This is a genomic window from Alishewanella sp. HL-SH06 (assembly GCF_052656265.1).
On sequence record NZ_CP199752.1, the window covers coordinates 338096 to 360822 of the forward strand.

The following is a 22727-nucleotide window of genomic DNA, read 5'->3' on the forward strand; positions in this document are numbered from 1 at the left end:
TTATGAAACCAATAACTTTTACTAAGAGTCGAGTAGCTGCAGCGGTATCTGTAGTATTGACTGCCGGTATGATGCTGCCATTACAGGCACAAGAAGCAACTGCTGCTGAAGCTGAGCCGCAAGTTGAAATAATCGAAGTCCGCGGTATTCGGGGAAGTTTAGCTCGTTCAATGGACGTTAAGCGTGAATCGTCAGGCGTCGTTGATGCGATTTCTTCTGAAGAGATGGGTAAATTCCCAGACACGAACTTAGCTGAATCATTACAACGCATTACGGGTGTTTCGGTAAGCCGAGTAAATGGTGAAGGTAGCCAAATTACCGTTCGGGGTTTCGGCCCTGAGTTTAACCTAATCACCTTAAATGGTCGTCAGATGCCCGGTACCGGTTTTACCCGTTCCTTTAACTTAGAAAACCTGTCTTCTGAGGGCGTTAGCGCCCTGGAAGTATACAAAACTGCGCGAGCAGAAAACCCGAGCGGTGGCCTAGGTGCTACTGTGAATATCGTTACCTCGAAACCGCTATCAAGCCCAGGCGAGAAATTTGCCATGATGGGTAAAGCTGTGCATGACAGCTCTAATGAAGTTGGCGAAGATGTCACCCCTGAGTTTTCAGCGTTATACAGCAATACCTTTGCGGATGATCGTTTTGGTGTGGCAGTGTCTTTTGCTTCGGCCCGTCGTGATTTCCAAATCCAAAATGCCAACATTCAAGGCTGGCAAGCAAACGTACCGCTGCCTAGTAACCCTACTGAGGTTATCGATCGGCGGCCACTGGGAGCCGATGGTTTACCAACCGGCAATTACTTCTTTCCAAAAGATATGAACTACGGCATTGCTGATTTTCAACGGGAAAGAACGACCGGTCAGCTTACCTTTCAATATGCGGCTACTGATGATATTACCTTTACCCTTGATTACACTGGCAGCCGTGCCTTAGTTGGAAGTGAAAGTATTGGTTGGGGTATTTGGAATAACTTTGGCGATAACATCAATGCTTATGAGCTAGACGAGCGTGGTACTGCCATTTTTGCTGATATCAGCGGTGATGATGGTTCTTTTACTGCGAGTAAAGGCACCACTGAAGTTAAAGCTGCGTCAATCGGTTTTAATATGGATTGGCAGATCACCGATGATTTGAACGTCAGTTTCGACTTTCATGATTCCAACAATAAAACCGATAACGGTGCCGATAAAGGCAGCGGTAATAGCGGCCAGGTGATCTTAGGTTCTGATCAACTTATTACTAAGTTTTATGATTACCGTACCGGTGAGATCCCGCAAGCGTACATTTTATGGCGTAACGGTAGCAATGTATTAAACCCAGGTGAAATTGATTCTAACTTTAGTCAGTTTTTTGATTCACCAGGTGAGTCAGATATTCAACAGTTTCAGTTGGATAGCACTTGGTTTAACTCGAGCTTTAATATTCCGTTGGTTTCAATTAAAGGCGGTGTTGCTCGTACTGATCAAAACTTAAGTGGTTCAAACGCTTGGAGTGGCTTACGTGGTGGCCCAGGCTTTAACCCAAGCTATACGTTTATTTTCCCAGACGGCATGTTTACTCGGCGTGATACCGGTAATTTCCTTGATCAATTTGCCGGTGGTGGCAATGGCTTAGTCAGTAATTATTACTACAGCTATAGCTACGATGAAGCCGTGGCTCGGCAAACGGCTTATTTAACTGAAACACTGCTAGGCGACAATGCGTATGTGCCAGATGCCTTTTATGGCCCTTACGGCGAAAGTTATGTACAAGAAGTAACAGACAGTATCTACCTACAATCTGCATGGGAATTTGAAGTGGCAGATTTCCCGGTACAGCTGAATGTTGGTGTACGCTATGAACAAACCGATGTGACAAGTACGGTGCTGCAAGATGTAGAGCGCCAAGTAAATTGGGTTAGCCCATCTGAATGGATCATGCAATATGAGCCGGGTGATGCCAACTACTTAACCTTGACCGGTTCCCATAACGTGTTATTGCCGATGATGGATTTACGGGTTGATATTACTGACGACTTAGTCAGTCGTTTATCAATTGGTAAAAGTATCACTCGCGCACCTTTAGGTGCTTTGGCTGGCGGTCGTAGTTTAAGTGGCAGTCCAAAACCCGGTTCGCGTAGTGGTGGCCAAGGTAATACTAATCTGCAACCGTATGAGTCAACGAACCTCGATTTAAGCCTAGAGTATTATTACGCACCGGGTAGTTATGCCGCCATTGGTTACTATCGGAAGAGCGTGAAAAACTTTATCGGTAATACCATTACAGATATTACTATCGAAGGTTTAAATGACATTCTAAATGGTCCACGTTATCAACAAGCGGTTGCTGATATTACGGCGCGCGGAGAACAACCTACCGACACGGCTATTTATAATCAGTTGTTAGCCAATGGCCATGGTGATGCTAACGGTGCAATTGCACCGACCAGTGCTGATCCGTTAATTGTTTGGAGTATTAGCCAACCACAAAACATTGATGATACTAAGACGGTAGATGGTATCGAAGCCGCTTGGCAGCATATGCTGGGTGAAACCGGTTTTGGTTTTGGTGTTAACGGTACCATCGTTAACGGTGACGTTGAATTTGATATTGAAAGTTTAACGCAACAAACACCGTTGGTCGGCCTGAGTAACTCTGCTAACTTACAGTTATTCTATGAAGACTATGGTTGGTCAGTAAAATTAACTTACGCTTGGCGTGACAGTTATTTAATCGGGGTAGGCCAGAGCCAAGGTTCGTCTGATGCACCACCGCAGTTTGCTAAGGCTTATGCGCAATGGGACATCAGCATCAACAAAGATGTCACTGATAACTTTACCGTGTTCTTTGAAGGGATCAACCTAACAAATGAAACCGAGCAAGGTTATGGCCGTTACGAAGAGCAGTTCCTGTTTGCTCGTCAATATGGTCCACGTTATATCTTAGGTGCCCGTTACCGGTTCTAAGCGTTGCTTCTCCCTGTTGTTTCTTTAGTGCCCGCTTGCGGGCACTTTTTTTGCCTTAACCTTTGTATTAAAACCAAATGAGCTTGGCGTATCATGCTGCTACGTTGTTTGCTGAGTATCTTTTCTTGCTGCTATCCGCGCCGTTACTATTCATGCTCAACCCCCTGCTCTTGTTTACATTACGGCCAATACTACTTGAAGTTACCTGCGACATGTAAACCCACCTCTTATAGTTAGAGCCCACCTTGCAATAGGTCAGTAAGGTTTAACAAGGATACGCGCTGAGCGGCAATTGAATAACACAAAGGGCGTAACAGGCAGCACAGTAGAGGTACCCTTAAAGTGAGCGGTTGAGTGGCGAGAAGGCGCTAATGAGTTGCATAGAATAAGCTTTTGGCAATAAGACGATATAACTAAGAGATAACCATAACAAAGCGCGAAGGGGTTAGTAAGCAAAGAGCGAAAACGGTTCTGTGCATCAAGTAGCAAAAATAGGCTGCAAATCGCAAGCATAAAAAAGCCCAGCGAGGTAGCTGGGCTTTATACGGCAAAGGCGCTTTACATATCACAACTCAGCGCAGTGGTGCTGGCATTACTGGTAATGCGTGCGTCTGACAGGCTTAATTGCAGCTTGCCTGAAGTACTGATACTGAATACTTCAAACACCTGAGCCAAATTTAAGCCCTGCTGTTGAAAGCAGCTGATATTAAGAGTGAGCTGCTGCCATTCGTTTTCTGGCATAGCGGCGAGTGCGGCAGCAATATTTTGGCTAGCCGTACAATCTGCACCACACTGCATGCCTAATAATACGCTATCCGGTACTGCGCCATGGCGCTGCACAGTTAAACTTAACACGCTTTCTGCGCTGCCAAAGGCTCGCAAATCACGTGGAAACGGACTACCAAAAATTAAGCTAGCAGTTTCTTCACCTGTAAATTCAAAGCGGCGCGCATCTTCTTGTACCAGATTATCAAAGGTACGGCTGCTGATACTTCCTAGCTGTTGTACGCTACTGCCAACGGTCACCGTGTCATTACCGCTACGTAATTGTAATTGCCATGGTGAACGCGGAGCGCGCTCAAAAATGGCCATTTCGGTTTCTCCAGCAGCATCACCAGCATCTTCAGACAATTGATTACCTAACACATCTGCTTCGCCATAACGTAAACCAAAACCAAATGGCAGCAGAGGTGCATAATCGGCATCACCAACATTGACCGTCGTTTGCTGCGGGTTAGCAGGCCATGAGAACGATAATTTACCGTGGAAGTCATACTGCGGTGTGCCGTCTGCTTTTGCTAAAATCACATCGGCCACACCTGCGCCTTCACTGCCCGGTAACCATATCGCTACAAAGGCGTCTGAGGCGTTAAGCTCTGGGTTGACCCACATGCCTCGGCCACTGATAAACAATGACACCACAGGAATACCTTGTGCTTTAAGCTGTTGCAGTAAAGCTAAATCAGCTTTATTACCACGTTGGTATTCTAGGTTATCGATATCACCGTTACCTTCTGCATAAGGCTCTTCACCAAACACCACGATGGCCACATCGGGTTTTTGCAAGAAGCTGCCATCAGTTGATAACTCAGTGCTACCACCCGCTGCACTAACTTGTTGCTGGATCCCCGCATAGATGGAGGTACCACCGGGGAAGTCGGCGTTGGTGTTACCGGTGCCTTGCCAGCTAATAGTCCAGCCACCTGATTGTTGGCCTATATTATCTGCGCCTGGGCCAGTTACTAAAATGCGTTGCGTTGGGTTTAATGGCAGTAGATTATTTTGGTTTTTCAATAACACCAAGGACTGACGCACCGCATCACGGGCTACCGCACGGTGCTCTGCCGCACCAATCAGTTCAATGCGACCGGCTAATGGGCGATTGGCGGGGCTGGGCTTATCAAAAAGACCGGCGCGCTTTTTCACGCGTAAGATACGGCGAACCGCATCATCCACACGTTCTTGACTGATCACACCGCTTTTTACTTGCTCAATCAAATTGTAGTAAAGCGGCTTCCACGCTGCGGTAGGTACCATGTAGATATCTAAACCGGCATTGGCTGCTTGTGGGCAGTTATCGTTGGTACAACCAGGAATTTGGCCATGACCATTCCAATCACCCACGATAAAGCCATCAAAACCCATACGCTTTTTCAGCACATCTGTTAACAAATAGCCATTGCCGTGAATTTTGCTACCGTTCCAGCTATTAAAGGAGGCCATCACGCTTTGTGCACCGGCTTGTAAACCGCCCACATAACCTTGGGCATGAATTTCAAACAGTTCTTGTTCGCTGACTTCGGTATTCCCTTGGTCGATACCGCCGGTGGTGCCGCCATCGCCAACAAAGTGTTTAACGGTGCTGATTACGCGACGATCGCCCAGAAAGTCAGCATCGGCTGCACCTTGTAAGCCGCGCACAATGGCTGCAGCATAGTTGCGTACGATGGTCGGATCTTCAGCATAACCTTCATAGGTTCTGCCCCAACGATCGTCTCGCACTACCGCAACGGTGGGTGCAAACACCCAATCAATGCCCGTCGCCATCACCTCGCGTGCCGTAGCCTCAGCAATTTGCTCAATTAGCGCTGGGTTGTTGGCCGCACCCAAACCGATGTTATGTGGGAAAATCGTCGCGCCAATCACGTTATTGTGACCATGTACTGCGTCAGTACCCCACATAGTTGGGATTTTGCTGCCATCTAAGCTGTCATCAATTGACGCTTGGTACATTTTTTCTGCTAAGGCGGTCCAATCGGCTGGCGTGGCATATTTATCATCGTTAGGAAAAGCGCCGCCGCCATTTAGGTATGAACCGAAACCATATTTGCGCATATCTTCCACGGTAATATCACGAATTTCCGGCTGGATCATCTGCGCAATTTTTTGCTCTAAGGTCATCTGTGCCATTAACTCAGTAATGGCTTGCTCAATGTTGGGATCTTGTGCCACGGGTAAATTCAGTACCGGCCAGATGTTTGCTGGTTGTTCAGTTTCTGGTGGTGTTACCGCCTTATTACACCCAGCTAGCACTAAGGTGCTCGTCAAGGTAAGTAACAGGGTTTGGCGGTTAAGGGAGGTCTTAAGTTTCATCATCAATCCTTAGCTGCGTCTGTAACAACCTGAGGTTTTGAACCAATCAAGCCGTAATAAGCAATGTAAATGTAGCAAAGTAGTGGCAGGATAAAGGCCGGTTGTACGCCAATTCGATCGGCTAAGGCGCCTTGCGCTAAAGGTAAAATGGCGCCACCGACAATAGCGAGGCACAAAATACCAGAGCCTTGACTGGTCATATGTTTTAAACCGTTGATCGCCAAACTAAAAATGGTTGGGAACATAATAGAGTTACATAGGCCAATAAACAGTAATGACCACATGGCCAATTGGCCTTCACTTAGCATAGTTAAGGCCAGTAATAACACGGCAGCGATAGCATTGAATGCCAGCGCTTTACCCGCATCTACTTTTTGCATTACCGCGGCACCAATAAAGCGGCCTACCATAGCACCACCGAAATACCAGGAAATATAGTGTGAGGCGGCGGCCGTCGTCATGTTACCAATTTCAGGTAACGATAAGTAAATAGCTAAAAAGCTACCAATGCTCACTTCGGCACCGACATAAACAAAAATACCCACCGCGCCTAATACTAAATGCCGTTGTTTCCAGGCGCTACCTTGCAGCGGTACCGCTGCACTGGGCGCTTTTTTGCCCATGGCGGGTAGTTTTAACCAAACAAAAATAATTGCTAAAACAACTAAGCTTGCCGCCAATAATAGGTAAGGCAGTTGCACAGTTGATTCTGTCACTTCAGTAGCGGTTGGGGCTGGGGCATCTTTACCACCAAAGATTAACCAGGCACCAAAGAATGGCGCCACTGTTGTACCTAGCGAGTTAAAGGCTTGCGTCATCGTTAAACGGCTAGACGCGGTTTCTGCTCTACCAAGGGCGCTAACATAGGGGTTTGCTGCAACTTGCAGAATGGTAATACCGGACGCTAATACAAACAGCGCCAATAAGAACAGCCCATACACATGCATTTCAGCGGCGGGATAAAACAACAAACAACCCGCGCCTGCAATCAGTAGGCCAGTGACAATACCTGCTTGATAGCCAATGCGACCAACCAAAATCCCTGCAGGTACAGAGACAATAAAATAAGCACTAAAAAAGCAAAATTGGATCAACATGGCCTGGGTATAACTCAGGTCAAATAATTGCTTTAGGTAGGGAATTAAAATGTCATTCAGACAGGTAATAAAGCCCCACATAAAGAACAATGTGGTCAGTGCCGTAAGTGCAAAACGGTAATTCCCCGGGTTGTTTTGCATATGCGTTTCAGCCGGGTTTGATAGAGGTGATGCTGCCATAAAGGCTCCCTTGTCTTTTGGGTTGTTAATTGACGTCTTTTCTATTGGCGTCTTTTTAATGTAAGCGCTTTCATTTATAGCACATTGACTGCTGATAGCAATGTTTTTCGGTATTTAGCCGCGGTTTTTTTGCAGAAAAAAGATACAACTTTTTACTCGGTAGGCTTTGTGTTGTGTATGGTATCTCACGAAGCTATCCGTTACTCTGCTTGGCAAAGCGTAAAGGTAATAAGCTATATCATGACCACACTAGCCTCTAGTAAACCGACCTACATACTAAGCATTGATTTTGGTACGCAAAGTGTGCGAGCCATCATTATTGATCAGCATGGCAACATCTTGGCAAAAGGCCAGCAGCCGATGCCGGCCTATCAAACTACCTCGCCTGGTTTTGCAGAATTAACAGCGGCCAGCTATTGGCAAGCGTTACAACAAGCGTGTCAGCAGCTATGGCAAGTAAGTGCTATTCCAGCTTCTGCTTTAGCGGCTATGACGTTAACTACCCAACGAGGCACGATGTTTTGTCTAGATAAAGACAAAAAGCCCTTACGGCCTGCCATTATTTGGCTTGATCAACGACAAGCGAGTCAGTTGCCTCCTCTGGGGTGGCGTCGAGTACTGTTTAAGTTCGTTGGTGCAGCGGCCATTGTACGCCGATTTCAAACACGCGCTCCTTCAAACTGGCTAGCCAGTAACGAACCAGCCATTTGGCAGCAGACCGCGCATTATGTATTGCTGTCAGGTTATTTAAGTTGGCGCTTAACCGGCGAACTTACCGATTGCACAGCAGCACAAGTTGGCTATTTGCCTTTTAATTTTAAACGACAACGTTGGGCCAGCCGTTTTAGCTGGAAGTGGCGAGCATTATCGATACAACCCCATCAGCTGCCCCGTTTAGTCGCAGCGGGTGAGCCAATAGGAAAACTCTGTGCAGAGGCTGCGGCTGATTTGGGTTTACCAGCAGGATTATCGCTATTGGCGGCCGGATCGGATAAAGCCTGTGAAGTGTTAGGGTGTGGCGGGTTAACGCCCGATATCGGTTGTATCAGTTATGGCACTACTGCCACCATCACCACAGTAAACTCGCGCTATGTCGAACCGCAACGCTGGTTACCCGCCTATCCAGCTGCGCACGGGAATGCTTATACCAGTGAGGTGATGATTCATCGCGGGTTTTGGCTAGTCAGTTGGTTTAAAGAACAGTTTGGTTTGCAGGAGCGACAAGCGGCTACAGAGCAAGGGATAGAGCCTGAGCAACTGTTTGATGCGCTGTTAAAAGCTGTACCTGCCGGCAGTATGGGATTATTGCTCCAGCCATATTGGTCACCGGGTATTACTTTTCCGGGGCCTGAAGCGAAAGGCGCGATGATTGGTTTTAGTGATGTGCATGAGCGGGCCCATGTCTATCGTGCCATTATTGAAGGGTTAGTCTATGCCTTAAAAGAAGGCAGCGAGCGGCTGCAACGGCGAAATGGCCAACCTATTCAAACACTGCGTGTATCGGGTGGTGGTGCTAAAAGCGTTGAAATTCTGCAAATAACCGCGAACGTCTTTAATCTGCCGGTTGAGTGCCCGCACACCCACGAAACGTCAGCGCTAGGCGCGGCGATCTCAGCCATGGTGGGTTTAGGCCGCTACCCGAGTTACCCCAGCGCTATTGCTGCCATGTGCCGTTTACCGCAGCGTTATTTGCCTGATCCGGTTAACGCTGCGCAATATCAACGACTGTATCGGGAAGTGTATTTGAAAATGTACCGCCAACTCCAGCCGCTGTATAACAAAATCCGCGACATCACCGGTTACCCTACCTAACCCACTGGTCCAACCGCACTCTGAGACAGGTCAGACCGGTGTCTGAGTGTAGTCCAACCTGTCTCAGAGAATAATATGAACGCCTCCACTTAACCTTCAGGGGGCATCTTTTAGAAAGGATGGATACCCCTGGTCACGGCATCGTGTGCCAAAATGGTAGTGTAAGTTCTACAGACAACAGGGGTATCCGATATGAAGCTTAATGTATTTGGTGTTGATATTGCAAAAGAGATTTTCCAAATTCACTGGGTCGATAATGCTGGCAAAAGCCATTCCCAAAAGGTTAAGCGACAGCATTTTCTGGAGTGGTTTAGCAATAAAACGCCCTCGCTGATTGCCATGGAAGCCTGCAGTGGTGCGCATCACTGGGGACGCTATTTCCAGAAGATGGGGCATCAGGTCCGTTTGTTAGCCGCACATAAAGTGAAACCTTTTGTTATCGGTAATAAGAATGACATGGTCGATGCCAGAGCGATTTGGACTGCCGTTCAACAACCTGAAATGCGTTTTGTTGCAGTAAAAACGATTGAGCAGCAAGCCGCTTTGGCTGCACATCGCATGCGTGCGCAACTGGTTAAAACCCGCACGGCCAGCATTAATGCTGTTAGGGGCTTCTTAGCGGAGTTTGGTTTGGTGATACCGAAAAGCCGCACGGCCTTTAAGCGTGATATTGCACCGGCATTAGAGCAGCTGTCTCAAAGTGTCCCCACGGAGTTTATGGACCGTTTATACGAGCGTGTGGCTTACATCAGCACACTGGACGAGGACATTGCGGGCTTAGAGCAGCACATCACGGCGTGGTTCAAACGTTGCCCACAGTGCCAGCGGATTAGCAAGATACCCGGTATTGGCGTATTAACCGCAACCGCCTTGGTGGCCACTGTCGGTGATGTTCAGCAGTTTAAATCAGGACGTGAGCTCTCTGCCTGGCTCGGGCTTGTACCTAAACAAACAGGCTCAGGCGGAAAGGTAAAGTTACATGGTATCAGTAAACGTGGTGACACTTACCTGCGCACTTTATTAGTTCACGGCGCGCGCTCGGCAATTACGCATAACAAACAGCCGAGCGAGTGGTTGCAGCAGTTATTGATTCGGCGACCCAAGAATGTGGTGTTACTGGCACAGGCCAATAAAACCGCTCGGGTCGTGTGGGCCTTGTTAAGTAAAGAAGTTGACTACAGTGAAGCCATCTATGCACAGGTGAGTTAACCGTGTGGCAGAGTAAGCACGAAGCTTCATAGCAAAATAAGTAACATCGTTTAGCGCGAATACGTTCGCAACCCAGGGCAAGATCACGAACATTTAGTACGCACTTTAGCATAACTGATTGACCCCGATCTTCAGCTGTGATCAGATACTGGCTTTTACGCGGAGCCAGTTTATGAACATCGATATTTTTGCAGAGCACTTTTCAGAATTAGAAGACCCAAGGCAAGCCGCTAAGGTCGTTTACCCCTTGTTTGACGTAGTGTTTTTAACGCTTTGCGCAGTCATTGCTGGCTGTGAGGGCTGGGAAGATATTGAAGATTTCGGCGAAAACCGCTTTGACTGGCTGCAAGAACATGGCTTTTTTAAACTGGGTTTGCCGGTACACGACACCATCGCGCGGGTGATGTCACTGCTGGACAGCGAAGCCTTGCAGCGCTGCTTTGCCAGTTGGATGCAGGCTTGTACAGAGCTTACCGATGGTCAGGTGGTCGCAATCGACGGCAAAACGCTTCGCGGCTCCTACAACCGGGAAGACCGCTGCTCTTCTATTCATATGGTTAGCGCCTTTGCCAGCGCCAATGGTGTGGTAATGGGCCAGGTTAAAACGGACGAGAAGAGCAACGAAATTACGGCGATACCTCAGCTACTTAACTTGCTGGAGCTTAAAGGATGCCTGGTCAGTTTGGATGCAATGGGATGCCAGAAAGAGATAGCGCAGCAGATAGTAGATAAAAAAGCTGATTACCTGTTGACGGTTAAAGGCAACCAAGGTCATCTGCACGATGCAGTAAAACAAGTCTTTGCGGGTAAAGCGCATAAAGATAGTGCAGCGCAGTCACTGGAAAAGAACCGTGGGCGTCTAGAGTACCGTGAATTCCAGGTCTGTCCGGCCAGCGAATTACCGGAAAAACTCAAAGCTGCCTGGCCAGCGCTGACAACCTTAGGCATGGCAACGACTTACCGGGTGGAAAAGCACAAGCGTGCGGTGTTAGAGCAACGTTATTTTATCAGCTCAGCCGACCTTACCGCAGAAAGGCTGTCCCAGGCAGTACGCGAGCATTGGTGTATTGAAAACCAGCTGCACTGGGTGCTGGATGTGAGCTTAAGTGAGGATGCGTGCCAGATATACCGTGGTAATGCAGCAGCCAATCTTGCCACGATGCGACACTTCGGCTTGAATATGTTACGCGCTGAGAAGCGAAAAATGAGTATCAGAAGAAAGCAGCGTCAGGCATTGATGAATGAGGCTTATCTTGATGCGGTGTTGGAAGCTGGCATGAGTGTGGTGATTAAATGACCACTCGTAATCTCACCCTGGTTCGCAACCGTTTGTCAGGGCGCCTGACGTGTGATGAAAATTGGTAAGACCAAGCTTTAGTATCCTGAGGACCACATGGGTTTAAATACCGTTCAGAGTATCAGGACTAAAGCCGCGGAAATCATTAGGGTCAGCGGGGGCACGCCTCGCATAATAAGACCGAATATAGTACCGCAGCCCATCCAACTCAACGCACGTTAATAGGCCTTGCAAAGGAGGCGTTCATATAGTGTGGTCGGAGGTGTTTGAGCCGAAAAGCGGGCGTCAGCATTCGTTATCGCGGTATATTAATCAGCAATGATCAGTTAGGATTTCAATTGTGACGTGTCAATATGCAGCTTGCAGCGTGACATACTCAGCTGCAGCGACATGGCGGTTTGTTATCACTATGCACGCCACTGGTTTTTTTTACATCAATGCGGGCGGGTTTTACTAGACCACTACAGTCACGGTTATCCAACCTGACAGTTTGCACATAGTTTGAACATTGAGTAGCGCCAATATGGCGCAGAGAGATAAAGATGCAAGGTATTGATTACTTAGCGAGCCCGCTGGGCTTAGTAGAAATTGTGGCGAACGAGGCCGGTGTGGTTGCGGTGACGTTTTGCCAAAGACAACAGCAGCCGAGCACTGAGCCGCAATGGACGCGCGAAGCGAAAGCCCAGTTGGCTGCTTACTTTGCCGGTGAGTTAACGGTGTTTCAATTACCGCTGGCGGCAGAGGGCACTCCTTTTCAGCAGCATGTTTGGCAGGCGCTTCTCACCGTACCCTATGGCCAAACCGCCAGTTATGGTGATATCGCCAAACAAATTGGTAATCCAAAAGGCATGCGCGCGGTGGGTTTAGCCAATAGTAAAAACCCGATTTCGATTATTGTGCCTTGCCATCGCGTTATCGGCGCCAATAAAACACTCACAGGCTATGCCGGTGGCGTTGATAAAAAAGCTTGGTTATTGGCGCATGAAGGGGTTAGCGGTCTAAAGTATTAATCGTCAGAGCGCAGAATACAATGCTTGGCATAATCTTTGGCTTCATTGGCTGTCCAATCGCCTTTAGCTTTGGTATCCATCTGTTCACACCATTTCTTTGAACCCACTTCAGGGGCACAACCTGCTAATAACACCACACTGGCCAATAATGCTAGGGAAAGTTTTTTCATAATATCTTCCTGATAATTCATATTAATAGGTGCTGCAATATGCAGAAGCGCAGCGCTGTAAAACGCTTTAGCAGTGTAGCGTTTTCAACGGCATTTTGTCAGAGAAATATTGCGGGGTGTTTTTGCAAAATAAAAGCAGGCTATAGCATTTTAGCTTAGCCTGCCAAATGCGACGGGTTAGCGTGGTACAAACTCTAGCACGGTAGCATTAATGCAATAGCGTGTCGTGCCATTCGGGCCATCATTAAAGCGATGTCCTAAATGAATACCTGATACCGCCGCCACAATTTCGGTGCGGATCATGCCATGGCTGTAATCAGTGCGGGTGGTTACCGCGCCATCAATCGCTTTTTTAAAGGATAACCAACCGCTGCCCGAGTTAAAACGATCTCGGGTGTCAAATAACGGTGCGCCGCTAAACGCATCAACAAATACGCCGTCAGGGGTATTTTTAAATATTTCATATTGTTTACAGAAAGGCCGGTCGGTATCACTTTGAAAGGCCACTTGATAACTTTCGCTATCAGCACCGACACTGAATAAACCCAATGCCTTATAAAATACCTCTGGCTCCATATAGCCTTGTACGCCAAAGACTTCTACCCCGTTTTCGATAAATAACAGGGTGGGGGTTGCCCAAGTGGGCGTGGTGATGGTTAAACCCTCTAACTGGCTGGCTAAGCGATAATGTAGCGGGATCTTACCCTGATATTTACTGCTGACATTGGCTTTGAATTTTTCGCAATATGGGCAATATTCCGCTGCATCAATCATTACAATGTGTTTGCCCTTTAATAAAGCGCTGTTGTCGACCGCCGGCGCGGCGGTAACATTTGAGCTATCAAAGCGCACGCCTGTTGAGTGGTCTGGGCAATAGCCATTGGGATTTTTGGCGATGTAATCTTGATGAAAATCTTCGGCGGGAAAAAATTGGTTTAATGGCTGTATTTGCGTTTGGATCTCGCCATAACCGGCTGCCGTAAGCAGAGGCTGATATTGCGCCGTCACTTGCTTAGCGATTTTTTGTTGCTGTTCATTTTGAAAGAAAATGGCCGAGCGATATTGCGTACCCACATCATTACCTTGGCGATTGCGCTGTGTGGGATCATGCATTTCATAAAAGCGCTGTAACAAGGTTTCGAGGCTGACTAATTCAGGTTGAAAAGTCACTCGAACCACTTCGGCATGGTTATTCGGGTTAAATTTGTTGCGCTGCTGGGTAATCACCCGATAGCTTGGTTCCACACCATTGCCACCGGCGTAACCTGACTGTACATCCGTGACCCCAGGCATCGCTTCGAAGCGTTTTTCTACACCCCAAAAGCAACCGGCGCCCAGCACTATGGTTTCAAGCTGCATACTGGCTTGCGGTGTAGTTGCCATTAATGGCGTGGTTAAAAAGAAAATACTGAACAAAAAGCTGCTAACGATGTTGCTTAAAATACGCATGTTACTGCCCTCAATGACGAGTTTTAATCTACGTTGCGTTATTGGGGATAGACCATTTCAATGCCAATCAGTTCGGGTTGTTACCGAGAGAGTGTTTGTTTCATCCTTTATTTTCCTGCGTTTATCAGATGCTTTCCTTAGCTAAGCCGAAGTGCCTTGTTGCCTCTGAGGTCTTTGCTAATACTCACTGCAAGCCAAACAACCAATAGGTAAATAACGATGAAAATTGAACACGAAGTAAAAGTATTGCGCGTTACCGCTTTGACCAGCTTAGTTTTGTCTTTAAGTTTATGTTTGATGGGTATGAAATCATCTAATGACGGGCGTTTTGAGACCTTAACCGTTGAGCGCTTAAACATTATTGAAGCGGATGGTACCGTGAGAATGCTGTTAACGAACACTGCACGCTTTCCTACTACCGAAGAAGTGAATGGCAAGGTGTTAAACGAGGATCGTAAAAAGCGCGCCGGTATGTTGTTTTTTAATGAAGAAGGTATGGAAGCCGGTGGTTTTATTTACGATGGTGCGAAAAATGCGAACGGTCATAGCGCGGGCATGTCGATGACTTTCGATAAATACGATGGTGATCAAGTCATGCAGCTACTAACCGTTGATGAACAGCGAGGTGATAAACGTATTGTTCGCTCTGGGTTGGCTTTTAATGATCGTCCTGCAGCAGAAACCCAAGATGGCGTGCGGAAAATTATGCGCGAGTTGGCACAAATTACCGATCAATCACTAAAACGGCAGAAGATACAAGAATATCAAGATGCCGGACTAATTGGCGGCGCACCCCGTATCTTATTAGGAAAAACTGCACAGCAAAACAATGGTTTGTTTCTTTTTGCCAAAGATGGTTCGCCACGTGCGATGTTTTATGTAGACGAAAACGATGAAGTGCAGTTAAAGTTTATGGACGCAGCCGGCGAAGTGACGCGTTCATGGTCAAGTACTGCGGCTAAATAATGGATAAGGCGGCAATGGCCGCCTTTGTCACTTTCCAAGGACAGACAGGAACTGATTATGTTGCAGCGGTTTTACGCCTACTTACAAGTTGACCGGCTTTTTTTACTAGGTATTTTCTGCTTTAGTTATTTTTTAGTCATTAGTAACCGCGTGCGAGCGGGTATGGTGTCTTGGTATACCTTTACGCCCGAAGCGCCCATTGTCACGTTTTTTTCCGCTTTGCTTATTTTTTTGTTGGTGCGTTATTGCTTAAACCGGTTTCAACATAACGATGACGGCCAGCTCAGTTGGTTGAAGATGTTGCAGATTATCTTTGTCTCTCTGCTAGTCTATTTAGCCGCTAATAACAGCATTAGCGTTCTGATTTCCGTGATGTTTAACACTGTCGAACGTAATTTTTCACCGAATTTGCTGTTAAGCAAAAATTTAGGTGATATTGTCGATGTGGTGTTATTCGCCGGTATTTATTTGGCGCGATATCATTGGCAGGCGGCCAGTCGTTATCAACAACAAGTTGCCGATTATAATCAACAGCTGGCGCAATTAACTATTCAGCAATTAAAAGCGCAACTGAACCCGCACTTTATTTTTAACGCGTTAAACACTTTAGATGAGTTGATCAGTGTCGATCAAAAACAGGCCAGCCGCTATTTGCATGACTTTGCCGCGCTCTATCGGTTATCTATGCACAATGCTACGCAGCAGTTAGTGCCGCTGGCACAAGAGATAGAGTTTGCGGAATATTATTTTAAATTAATGCAAACTCGTGTCGGGCCCGGTTATCAGTTGATTATTGATCCGGCTTTGCGCTCCAGTCAAAGCTTGTTGCCACCCTTTAGTTTGCAGTTATTACTCGAGAATGTGTTTTTACATAACCAAGGCAGCCTTGCAGCGCCGTTGCTGGTGGATATTTCGCTGCAGCAACAACGTGTGGTGGTCAGTAACCCCTTACAGCCGAGCGCCAAAAAAACACGCAGCGGTAACGGCATCGGTCTCACAAATTTAGCTAAACAGTTTTTGTTTTTAACCGGCCGTAATTTAGATATCAATCATGCAAATCAACGCTTTAGTGTGAGCTTGCCATTATTAGAGGAGCAGCCACGTGTTTAGGGTAGCCATTGTGGAAGATGAGCCATTGGCGCGCAGCAAGTTACGGCGGTTGATTGCCGAACTACCTGATCCGATGGAAGTTGTCGCTGAACTGGCGACAATAAAAGAAACGGCCGCTTTTTTAACGAGCGGCCAGGCTGTTGATGTGATTTTTTCTGATATCGAGCTGGCGGATGGCAATGTGCTGACCACTTATCAACAAATTCCGCCTCGCTGCCCGCTGATTTTTATTACCGCTTATGATCAATTTATGTTGTCGGCTTTTGATAGTCAGGGCATTTCCTATTTACTTAAACCCTATAACAGTGAAAAGCTGTTGCAGGCTTGGCAGAAATTTCGCTTATTAAGTGCCAAAACCGTTACTGCGCAGCCTGATCTCTCCAAGCTGACTGCCTTCTTAGCGCAGTGGCCTGCAACCCCTGCCGTGGCCAGTTATGCCACGCGCATAGCGATACGGCAGCAGCAACAGATTTACTTTTTGGATATAGCCGATATCAGCTATATCCAAGCTGATGGTGGCCTGATTATGGCGTTTGATGCAGCAGGAAAGCGGCATTATTTGCCTTACACGAGCTTGCAAGCGGTAGAGGCGATTTTAGATCCGCAACGTTTTTTTCGAATTAATCGCAGCGAATTAGTGCAAACGCATTACATTGAGCGGTTAGAGCGCTTTTGTAAAAATACGCTCACGGTCTTTCTTCGTTCTGGCGTGCAGTTAAAAACCAGCCAAAGCCGAACCAGCGAGTTTAGTCGCTGGTTGGGTATTTAGTTGCTTAAACAAAGGTGAGTACTAGGCTAATAATCACGCCGGTGATCAGCAGCTGCATTAAACAAAACCCCATGATGTCTTTGGCTTTTAAACCGGCAATAGCCAGCACAGGCAAGGCCCAAAATGGCTGGATCATATTAGTCCAAGCATCGCCCCAAGCCACCGCCATGGCAACGCGACTAATATCAGCGCCTAACTCCAGCGCAGCCGGTAACATTACTGGGGCTTGCACTGCCCACTGACCCCCACCAGAGGGCACAAAAATATTAACGATACCGGCACTGATAAAGCTAAAAAACGGCAAACTTTCTGCACTAGCAAAACTAACAAACCATTCTGACATGCTTTGTGCTAAACCCGACTGAATCATAATAGCCATAATGCCAGCGTAAAATGGGAATTGGATCACAATACCGGCGCCGCCTTGCACCGCTTGTTGCAAGCTATGCAGTAAACGCCGTGGTGTGCCATGCAGCACTATCGCTAAAAATAGAAATAAGTAATTAACGATGTTTAAATTAAGGCTGCCACCTTTGACAAAATACTGGACTAAATAAGCAACACCCGCAAAGCCGACGATCAAAGCTAACAGTAGGCTATTTTCAAGTTTATCTGCCGGGCGCTGCTGGGTGATTTCTGGTAAAGGCGTGTCATCGAGTTTAGCGGGGTCGACATAGATACTGTCTTTTGCTGACGGTAGCATCAGGTAGTTTACCAGCGGCACTGCAACAAATAGCAAGGCCAGTAATATCAAGTTAAAGTGCGCGAAGATAGTCTCACTGGTTGCGATTAAGCCAATTTGCGCTTCGGCAAAATGTCCTGGTGTCGCAATGGTCAGCGGCACCGAACCGGCTAAACCACCATGCCATACAATAAAGCCTGAATAAGCACTGGCTACCAATAAGCGATAATCCACTTTGATTTGTCGGGCTAATGCTTTGGCAAATAATGCGCCGACCACTAGGCCAAAACCCCAGTTAAGCCAACTGGCGAATAATGAAATCACGCTAACTAACACAATGGCTTGGCCCGGCGTTTTGGCCAGCATAGCTAAGCGATCTAAAATGGCTTTTACCAAGGGCGTACTGGCCAGCATGTAGCCGGTAACCAGCACCAACAGCATTTGCATGGCAAAACTGAGTAAGCCCCAAAAGCCATCTCCCCATTGTTGTAATACTTGCTGCGGCGACTGCTGTTCAAACAGCACTGCGGCAGCAAATACCACTATGGTGAGTAGTAAGACAAAGATATAAGGATCAGGTAGATAACGTTCGACTAAGCGAACAAAGGGTTTCGCAGCGGTATTAAGCATCATCAACTCTTTTTATAATAATAATAGGCTTAACTTTAAAACAGCTTAGCCAAACAACACAACCGCTACAAGGCGTTAGCCGCAGCACACTTTAGTCTTATGCCAAGAGTGATTAAACGTAAAGGCACTGGCTTCGCCTTGTCGCTTTAGCGTATGCTTAGGTTTTGTGTCTATCCGGAAAAATTAATGAAATTATCTCGTTTATTAGCCACGACAGCGTTGTTAGTTGGCAGCACCTTAATGGCGCCGTTACATGCGACCATCGTGCAATTTAATACGTCGTTGGGCAACTTTGAAGTCAACTTATTCGACGAAACCACGCCAAAAACCGTAGAAAACTTTTTAAGTTACGTTAAAGACCAAAGCTACGATAATAACGTGGTGCATCGTTTGGTGCCGGGCTTTATTGTGCAAGGTGGCGGTTTTGTTTACACCGGTCAGGTGCCATTTGGGAATGTGGTTGCTAAGGCTGCAGTACAAAATGAACCGAAATGGTCTAATCGACGTGGCACTATCGCTATGGCTAAAATTGGCGATCAACCCAACAGTGCAACTAGCCAATGGTTTTTCAATTTAGTGGATAACCAAACCAACTTAGATGCGCAAAATGGCGGTTTTACCGTATTCGGTCAAATCTCTGTGCAAGGTTTGGAGATTTTGCAGCAAATGGCACAATTACCTACTTATAATTTTGGTGGCGCCGCAACCAACATTCCACTGCGTAATTATACGTCAGCCGATTTTGCCGCCGGTAAAGCCCTAACGGCTGACAACTTGGTGCTGATTGAAAGTGTGTTTGTGATTGATACTCGAGTTAACACTGCTGCCGGTTTAACCCCTGTAGCCAATACTTTAGCAAGTAATGGCGCTTCAGAAGGCGATTCAGGCTCGGGCTCGATTAATTGGCTCGTGTTGTTATTATTGCCATTAGCGGCTTTACGTTTGCGTGCCGCTCATCGTAGCTAAGGCTTGTTGACGTTTGCTGTTTAGATTTTGTTCGTTTGGCGATGTTTTGATTGCGAAATGAGTGCGTTAAGCTTTTCAGGCCGTTTACTAAAAAAGGGTTGCGGCCTTAAACCATTTTTTATCTCTTCCTCGCGCGACTAACAGCAGGCTTAACGTGATGGATGTTTCTGCCCTTCTCAAACAACTACCTGTGGCCACACAACCGGCTTATCGGCAAGTTTTGCAATTGTTATTGCAGCAAATCATACCGTTGGCACGGCCTTTAGTGCTGGGTATTAGCGGTGCGCAAGGCAGCGGTAAAAGCACCTTGGCCAAATTGCTGTGTGGCTTGCTGCAACAGCAGGGTATTTCGGCCGCCACCGTGTCGCTAGACGATTACTATTTGTCGCAACATGCTCGGCGACAGTTAGCCGCGCAAGTGCATCCGTTGTTGGCCCAACGTGGAGTACCCGGCACACATGACATTCATAAAGCATTAGCGGATGTGCAAGCGGTACTCGCTGGGCGGGCTGTAGCATTGCCACAATTTGATAAGGCGATGGACGTTCGGCTAGCTGACTTACCCAAACAACAGTTTGATGTGCTGATTGTTGAAGGCTGGTGTTTAGGTGTGGAAGCCGAAGCTGCTGAGGTGTTGGCGCAGCCTGTAAATGATTTTGAAGCCGCTGCCGACGCTAAGGGCGTGTGGCGTAGCTATGTTAATCAGCAACTGGCCGGTAGTTATGCCGAGTTATGGGCTTTCCTACAGCCACTGATTTGGTTAAAAGCGCCTGATTGGTCCAGTGTTTGTCGTTGGCGAGCTCAGCAAGAGCAGCAATTATGGCAGCAACGAGGTAAAGGTATGTCGGCTACTGAATTGGCTGCTTTTATGTTGCCCTTTCAGCGGCTGACTCAAGCCAGTTGGCAGCAGTTGCCGACACGAGCAAATTACACTATTGTACTAAATGAGGCACAGCAACCGTTGCTCAGCCCTGGAGGCTGCTGGTGATTTACACACATCGTTTGACACTTCGGCCACTGACCCTTGCTGATGCACCTTTTATGTTGAGGTTATTAAATGATCCGGGCTTTTTGCAACATATTGGCGATCGCGGGGTACGCGATTTGGCTGGCGCTGAGCAGCATTTGCAACAAGGGCCGTTGAAAAGTTATCAACAATACGGTTTTGGCTTGCGGGCAATGGAGCACACCGCCACCAAACAGTTGATTGGTATCTGTGGTTTATTGCAGCGCGAACAGCTTGATGCGCCCGATCTTGGTTATGCCTTGCTCGAACCTTATCAGCAACAAGGTTTTGCTTATGAAGCTGCCAAGGCCGTGTTGCAGTGGGCGGTTACGCTACGGATACCATCGTTGTATGCCATTGTTAATGAAGATAATACGGCTTCGCAGGCCCTGTTACACAAGTTGGGTTTTGCTTACCATAGCCCCTTTAGTTTAACGCCTGAACAGACCGGTTGGTTATATCAACGAGCATTACCAATAGCTTAAATGACGTTGCTAAACACCGCCGCTTAACAGCCACATTCCTGTAGTTTCCGTTCTAGTTGCGCAATACGCTCCTGTGCTTGTTCACGATAGCGTGTTAAACGCTCGATGGTCGCGGCTGAATTGCTCTTCACAAAACTCACTTGTTCTTCAAATTGCACTTTCTGTTTATTAAATTGAAAGCGTTCTAGTTGAATTTGCTGCACCGCCTCGCGCTGTTGTGCTAATTCTTCCCGTAACTGTTTGATCGTTTCGCGTTGCTCGGCCTGATGTTGCGAGGTAATGCTATTTTGATGTTTCAACAATGCTAAATGAGCGCGTAATTGTTCCACATTGTCGCATTGTTCAGGGTTATTCGGTTGCAACAAGGCTTTTAATTCGGCTAATTCGTGTTGCACGTTATGCAGTTGATCCGCTTGTGCTGCATTAATGGCTAGCGCCTCATCCCGCTCTGCTGTTAACGCACTGAGTTGCTCGCTTTGCGTTGCCTGCTCGGTGGCACTGTGTTGTGGCGAGGCCAGTTGTTGCAGTAAGTCTTGGTGCTGTTGCTGCAGTTGTTGCAATTCTTGCTGTAACTGAAGGTTTTCTGTTGCCGTGGCCTGCTCGGCGGCACTGTGTTGTGGCATGGCCAGTTGTTGCAGTAAGTCTTGGTGCTGTTGCTGCAGTTGTTTTAATTCTTGCTGTAACTGAATGCTGTCGGCTAATGCAGATGGCTCTGCTGTGGTTTTTTGACGGCGTATCTGACTCAACAGCGTATCGCGCTCAGAGCTGAGTTCAGCACATTGCTCGGAATATTCGGCCAGTTGCTGATGGATCTGTTTTTTCATTTCAAAGTGTTGGCGTTGCTGCTCTGTCAATCGTTGTTGTAAGGCATCATACTCGGCCTGTAGCTCAGAAAAATGCTGTTGCTCTTGTTGATACTGCACCACCGCGTTTTGCGCTGCACTTAACGCTTGCTCGGTGTCTTGCTGTGCGCTTTTAGTCTGCTGCAACGTTGTTTCAAGTACTTCGAGTTGCGTTTGAGCTGTGCTTAATTGCTCAGCCAGTTGTTGCTGTGCCGCCTGCTTTTCCTCTAATTGAGCAATTAACTGCTGTTGTTGTTGATACTGTTGTTGTAACTCAGACAATTGCTGCTCGGTGTCGTTAAGCTGTGCTTGCTTTGAGGCGAGAGCGGTTGCGTGTTCAGAGGCTTGAGCATTGGCGGCAGCCACGGCCGCTTGGCTGGCGGTTAGTTGCTCCGTTGCCTTGCTCAGTTGTTGTTCTAACTGGCCCAGTTGTTGTTGCAAAGCGGTGCGTTCTTGTTGCAGGCTGGCAAAGTGTTCTGCCTGAGTGGTCAGTTTCTGTTGTTGGCTGTGCAATGTTTGCTCTAAAGCCGTTTTACGCTGTTCCAACTGCTGCCATTGCTGCTGTGCCTGTTGTAAGTGCTCAACCGCAACCACTTCACCTTGCAGTGCTTCGGCTAATTGTTTTTGCAACTGCGCCGTTTGTTGCGCGCCTTGTCGCTCGGTTTCACGCAGAAACGCTTGCATAAAATCGTCACTGAGTATTGGCGCTTGCTCAAGCTGTCGCTGTTGGGCTTGCTCGTATCGCCACTTTTTATAGTGTGCTATCACCGTTGCTTGTGCGTCAGACACTTTAGACAAAACATAATCTAGCGACACGGTTTTACCGGTACTTTCTAGATCATCACAAATTCTTTTAACATCAGTATATTGCGACATTTTCTACGCCCTCACAGCGAAGCAACAAAACCAGAGTAGGCAAGGAACCCATGTTCACAGCTTAGAAAATAGCCAAGTTGTCAGCAATGTCGATCTACTCAATAATTATGCTGCGATTGCTTTTTAAATA

At 47.2% G+C, this 22727-nt stretch carries 17 protein-coding genes; 11 read left to right on the forward strand and 6 right to left on the reverse strand.

The genetic code is table 11. The features are described 5' to 3' along the window. The first annotated feature begins 2 nt into the window (after positions 1 to 2). On the forward strand, positions 3 to 2948 hold the full coding sequence (locus ACUJFK_RS01515; protein ID WP_306177450.1) for a TonB-dependent receptor: 2946 nt from the start codon (positions 3 to 5) through the stop codon (positions 2946 to 2948). Between the two features lie 558 nt (positions 2949 to 3506). Here the strand turns inward: ACUJFK_RS01515 and ACUJFK_RS01520 are convergent. Next, the gene (locus tag ACUJFK_RS01520; RefSeq protein ID WP_445425851.1) at positions 3507 to 6041 is read right to left on the reverse strand and encodes a glycoside hydrolase family 3 protein; all 2535 of its coding nucleotides are present in this window, start codon (positions 6039 to 6041) and stop codon (positions 3507 to 3509) included. 2 nt (positions 6042 to 6043) lie between these two features. Then, positions 6044 to 7318, reverse strand: coding sequence for a sugar MFS transporter (locus tag ACUJFK_RS01525; RefSeq protein ID WP_306177448.1), 1275 nt, complete (start codon positions 7316 to 7318; stop codon positions 6044 to 6046). A gap of 240 nt (positions 7319 to 7558) precedes the next feature. Between ACUJFK_RS01525 and ACUJFK_RS01530 the strand changes: the two genes are divergently transcribed. The 4 genes from ACUJFK_RS01530 to ACUJFK_RS01545 all read left to right on the forward strand — a co-directional run bounded on the left by ACUJFK_RS01530 (position 7559) and on the right by ACUJFK_RS01545 (position 12646). Continuing rightward, a complete protein-coding gene (locus ACUJFK_RS01530; RefSeq protein ID WP_445425852.1) occupies positions 7559 to 9130 on the forward strand; it encodes an FGGY-family carbohydrate kinase in 1572 nt (523 codons plus the stop codon). 192 nt (positions 9131 to 9322) lie between these two features. Then, entirely contained in the window at positions 9323 to 10339 is a 1017-nt protein-coding gene (locus ACUJFK_RS01535) for an IS110 family transposase (protein WP_445425853.1), read from the forward strand. Positions 10340 to 10511: 172 nt separating this feature from the next. Continuing rightward, positions 10512 to 11636 (forward strand): ISAs1 family transposase, encoded by a 1125-nt coding sequence (locus tag ACUJFK_RS01540; protein WP_420934092.1) that lies wholly within the window; start codon positions 10512 to 10514, stop codon positions 11634 to 11636. A 542-nt stretch (positions 11637 to 12178) separates the two neighbouring features. Further along, complete coding sequence (locus ACUJFK_RS01545) at positions 12179 to 12646, forward strand: methylated-DNA--[protein]-cysteine S-methyltransferase (RefSeq protein WP_226750621.1); 468 nt, start codon at positions 12179 to 12181, stop codon at positions 12644 to 12646. Here the strand turns inward: ACUJFK_RS01545 and ACUJFK_RS01550 are convergent. After that, on the reverse strand, positions 12643 to 12816 hold the full coding sequence (locus ACUJFK_RS01550; protein WP_226750620.1) for a DUF3012 domain-containing protein: 174 nt from the start codon (positions 12814 to 12816) through the stop codon (positions 12643 to 12645). The two genes, ACUJFK_RS01545 and ACUJFK_RS01550, sit on opposite strands and share 4 nt — an antisense overlap. A 177-nt stretch (positions 12817 to 12993) precedes the next feature. Continuing rightward, a complete protein-coding gene (msrA, locus tag ACUJFK_RS01555) occupies positions 12994 to 14265 on the reverse strand; it encodes a peptide-methionine (S)-S-oxide reductase MsrA (RefSeq protein WP_439647501.1) in 1272 nt (423 codons plus the stop codon). Positions 14266 to 14484: 219 nt separating this feature from the next. Here msrA and ACUJFK_RS01560 point away from each other — a divergent pair, with 219 nt between their 5' ends. The 3 genes from ACUJFK_RS01560 to ACUJFK_RS01570 are packed head-to-tail and all read left to right on the forward strand — an operon-like array spanning position 14485 to position 17110. Continuing rightward, positions 14485 to 15231 carry a hypothetical protein gene (locus tag ACUJFK_RS01560; RefSeq protein WP_226750619.1) on the forward strand — a complete coding sequence of 249 codons (747 nt, stop codon included), beginning with the start codon at positions 14485 to 14487 and terminating at the stop codon, positions 15229 to 15231. A 57-nt stretch (positions 15232 to 15288) separates the two neighbouring features. After that, entirely contained in the window at positions 15289 to 16341 is a 1053-nt protein-coding gene (locus tag ACUJFK_RS01565; RefSeq protein ID WP_226750618.1) for a sensor histidine kinase, read from the forward strand. After that, on the forward strand, positions 16334 to 17110 hold the full coding sequence (locus ACUJFK_RS01570) for a LytR/AlgR family response regulator transcription factor (RefSeq protein WP_445425854.1): 777 nt from the start codon (positions 16334 to 16336) through the stop codon (positions 17108 to 17110). Before ACUJFK_RS01565 ends, ACUJFK_RS01570 begins: the two co-directional genes overlap by 8 nt. 4 nt (positions 17111 to 17114) lie before the next feature. Here the strand turns inward: ACUJFK_RS01570 and ACUJFK_RS01575 are convergent, their stop codons facing one another. After that, positions 17115 to 18422: a short-chain fatty acid transporter gene (locus tag ACUJFK_RS01575; RefSeq protein WP_226750616.1), complete on the reverse strand. Its 1308-nt coding sequence runs from the start codon at positions 18420 to 18422 to the stop codon at positions 17115 to 17117. 186 nt (positions 18423 to 18608) lie between these two features. Here ACUJFK_RS01575 and ACUJFK_RS01580 point away from each other — a divergent pair, with 186 nt between their 5' ends. From ACUJFK_RS01580 to ACUJFK_RS01590, 3 genes are all read left to right on the forward strand, one after another. Further along, positions 18609 to 19388, forward strand: a complete 780-nt coding sequence (locus tag ACUJFK_RS01580; RefSeq protein WP_306177443.1) for a peptidylprolyl isomerase — start codon at positions 18609 to 18611, stop codon at positions 19386 to 19388. 157 nt (positions 19389 to 19545) lie between these two features. Continuing rightward, positions 19546 to 20376 carry an ATP-binding cassette domain-containing protein gene (locus tag ACUJFK_RS01585; RefSeq protein ID WP_445426748.1) on the forward strand — a complete coding sequence of 277 codons (831 nt, stop codon included), beginning with the start codon at positions 19546 to 19548 and terminating at the stop codon, positions 20374 to 20376. After that, the gene (locus tag ACUJFK_RS01590; protein WP_226750613.1) at positions 20373 to 20879 is read left to right on the forward strand and encodes a GNAT family N-acetyltransferase; all 507 of its coding nucleotides are present in this window, start codon (positions 20373 to 20375) and stop codon (positions 20877 to 20879) included. Before ACUJFK_RS01585 ends, ACUJFK_RS01590 begins: the two co-directional genes overlap by 4 nt. Positions 20880 to 20902: 23 nt before the next feature. Here ACUJFK_RS01590 and ACUJFK_RS01595 read toward each other — a convergent pair whose 3' ends face one another. Beyond that, complete coding sequence (locus tag ACUJFK_RS01595; protein ID WP_445425855.1) at positions 20903 to 22597, reverse strand: hypothetical protein; 1695 nt, start codon at positions 22595 to 22597, stop codon at positions 20903 to 20905. Positions 22598 to 22727 lie beyond the last annotated feature (130 nt).

Excerpts from the sequence above, each read along its gene's own strand:
- ACUJFK_RS01520 (WP_445425851.1), bottom strand. The coding sequence starts at position 6,041 with ATGAAACTTAAGACCTCCCTTAACCGCCAAACCCTGTTACTTACCTTG.
- ACUJFK_RS01540 (WP_420934092.1), top strand. The coding sequence starts at position 10,512 with ATGAACATCGATATTTTTGCAGAGCACTTTTCAGAATTAGAAGACCCA.
- ACUJFK_RS01565 (WP_226750618.1), top strand. The coding sequence starts at position 15,289 with ATGTTGCAGCGGTTTTACGCCTACTTACAAGTTGACCGGCTTTTTTTA.
- ACUJFK_RS01525 (WP_306177448.1), bottom strand. The coding sequence starts at position 7,318 with ATGGCAGCATCACCTCTATCAAACCCGGCTGAAACGCATATGCAAAAC.
- ACUJFK_RS01580 (WP_306177443.1), top strand. The coding sequence starts at position 18,609 with ATGAAATTATCTCGTTTATTAGCCACGACAGCGTTGTTAGTTGGCAGC.
- ACUJFK_RS01535 (WP_445425853.1), top strand. The coding sequence starts at position 9,323 with ATGAAGCTTAATGTATTTGGTGTTGATATTGCAAAAGAGATTTTCCAA.
- ACUJFK_RS01515 (WP_306177450.1), top strand. The coding sequence starts at position 3 with ATGAAACCAATAACTTTTACTAAGAGTCGAGTAGCTGCAGCGGTATCT.
- ACUJFK_RS01595 (WP_445425855.1), bottom strand. The coding sequence starts at position 22,597 with ATGTCGCAATATACTGATGTTAAAAGAATTTGTGATGATCTAGAAAGT.
- ACUJFK_RS01550 (WP_226750620.1), bottom strand. The coding sequence starts at position 12,816 with ATGAAAAAACTTTCCCTAGCATTATTGGCCAGTGTGGTGTTATTAGCA.
- ACUJFK_RS01560 (WP_226750619.1), top strand. The coding sequence starts at position 14,485 with ATGAAAATTGAACACGAAGTAAAAGTATTGCGCGTTACCGCTTTGACC.
- ACUJFK_RS01585 (WP_445426748.1), top strand. The coding sequence starts at position 19,546 with ATGGATGTTTCTGCCCTTCTCAAACAACTACCTGTGGCCACACAACCG.
- ACUJFK_RS01530 (WP_445425852.1), top strand. The coding sequence starts at position 7,559 with ATGACCACACTAGCCTCTAGTAAACCGACCTACATACTAAGCATTGAT.
- ACUJFK_RS01575 (WP_226750616.1), bottom strand. The coding sequence starts at position 18,422 with ATGCTTAATACCGCTGCGAAACCCTTTGTTCGCTTAGTCGAACGTTAT.
- msrA (WP_439647501.1), bottom strand. The coding sequence starts at position 14,265 with ATGCGTATTTTAAGCAACATCGTTAGCAGCTTTTTGTTCAGTATTTTC.
- ACUJFK_RS01545 (WP_226750621.1), top strand. The coding sequence starts at position 12,179 with ATGCAAGGTATTGATTACTTAGCGAGCCCGCTGGGCTTAGTAGAAATT.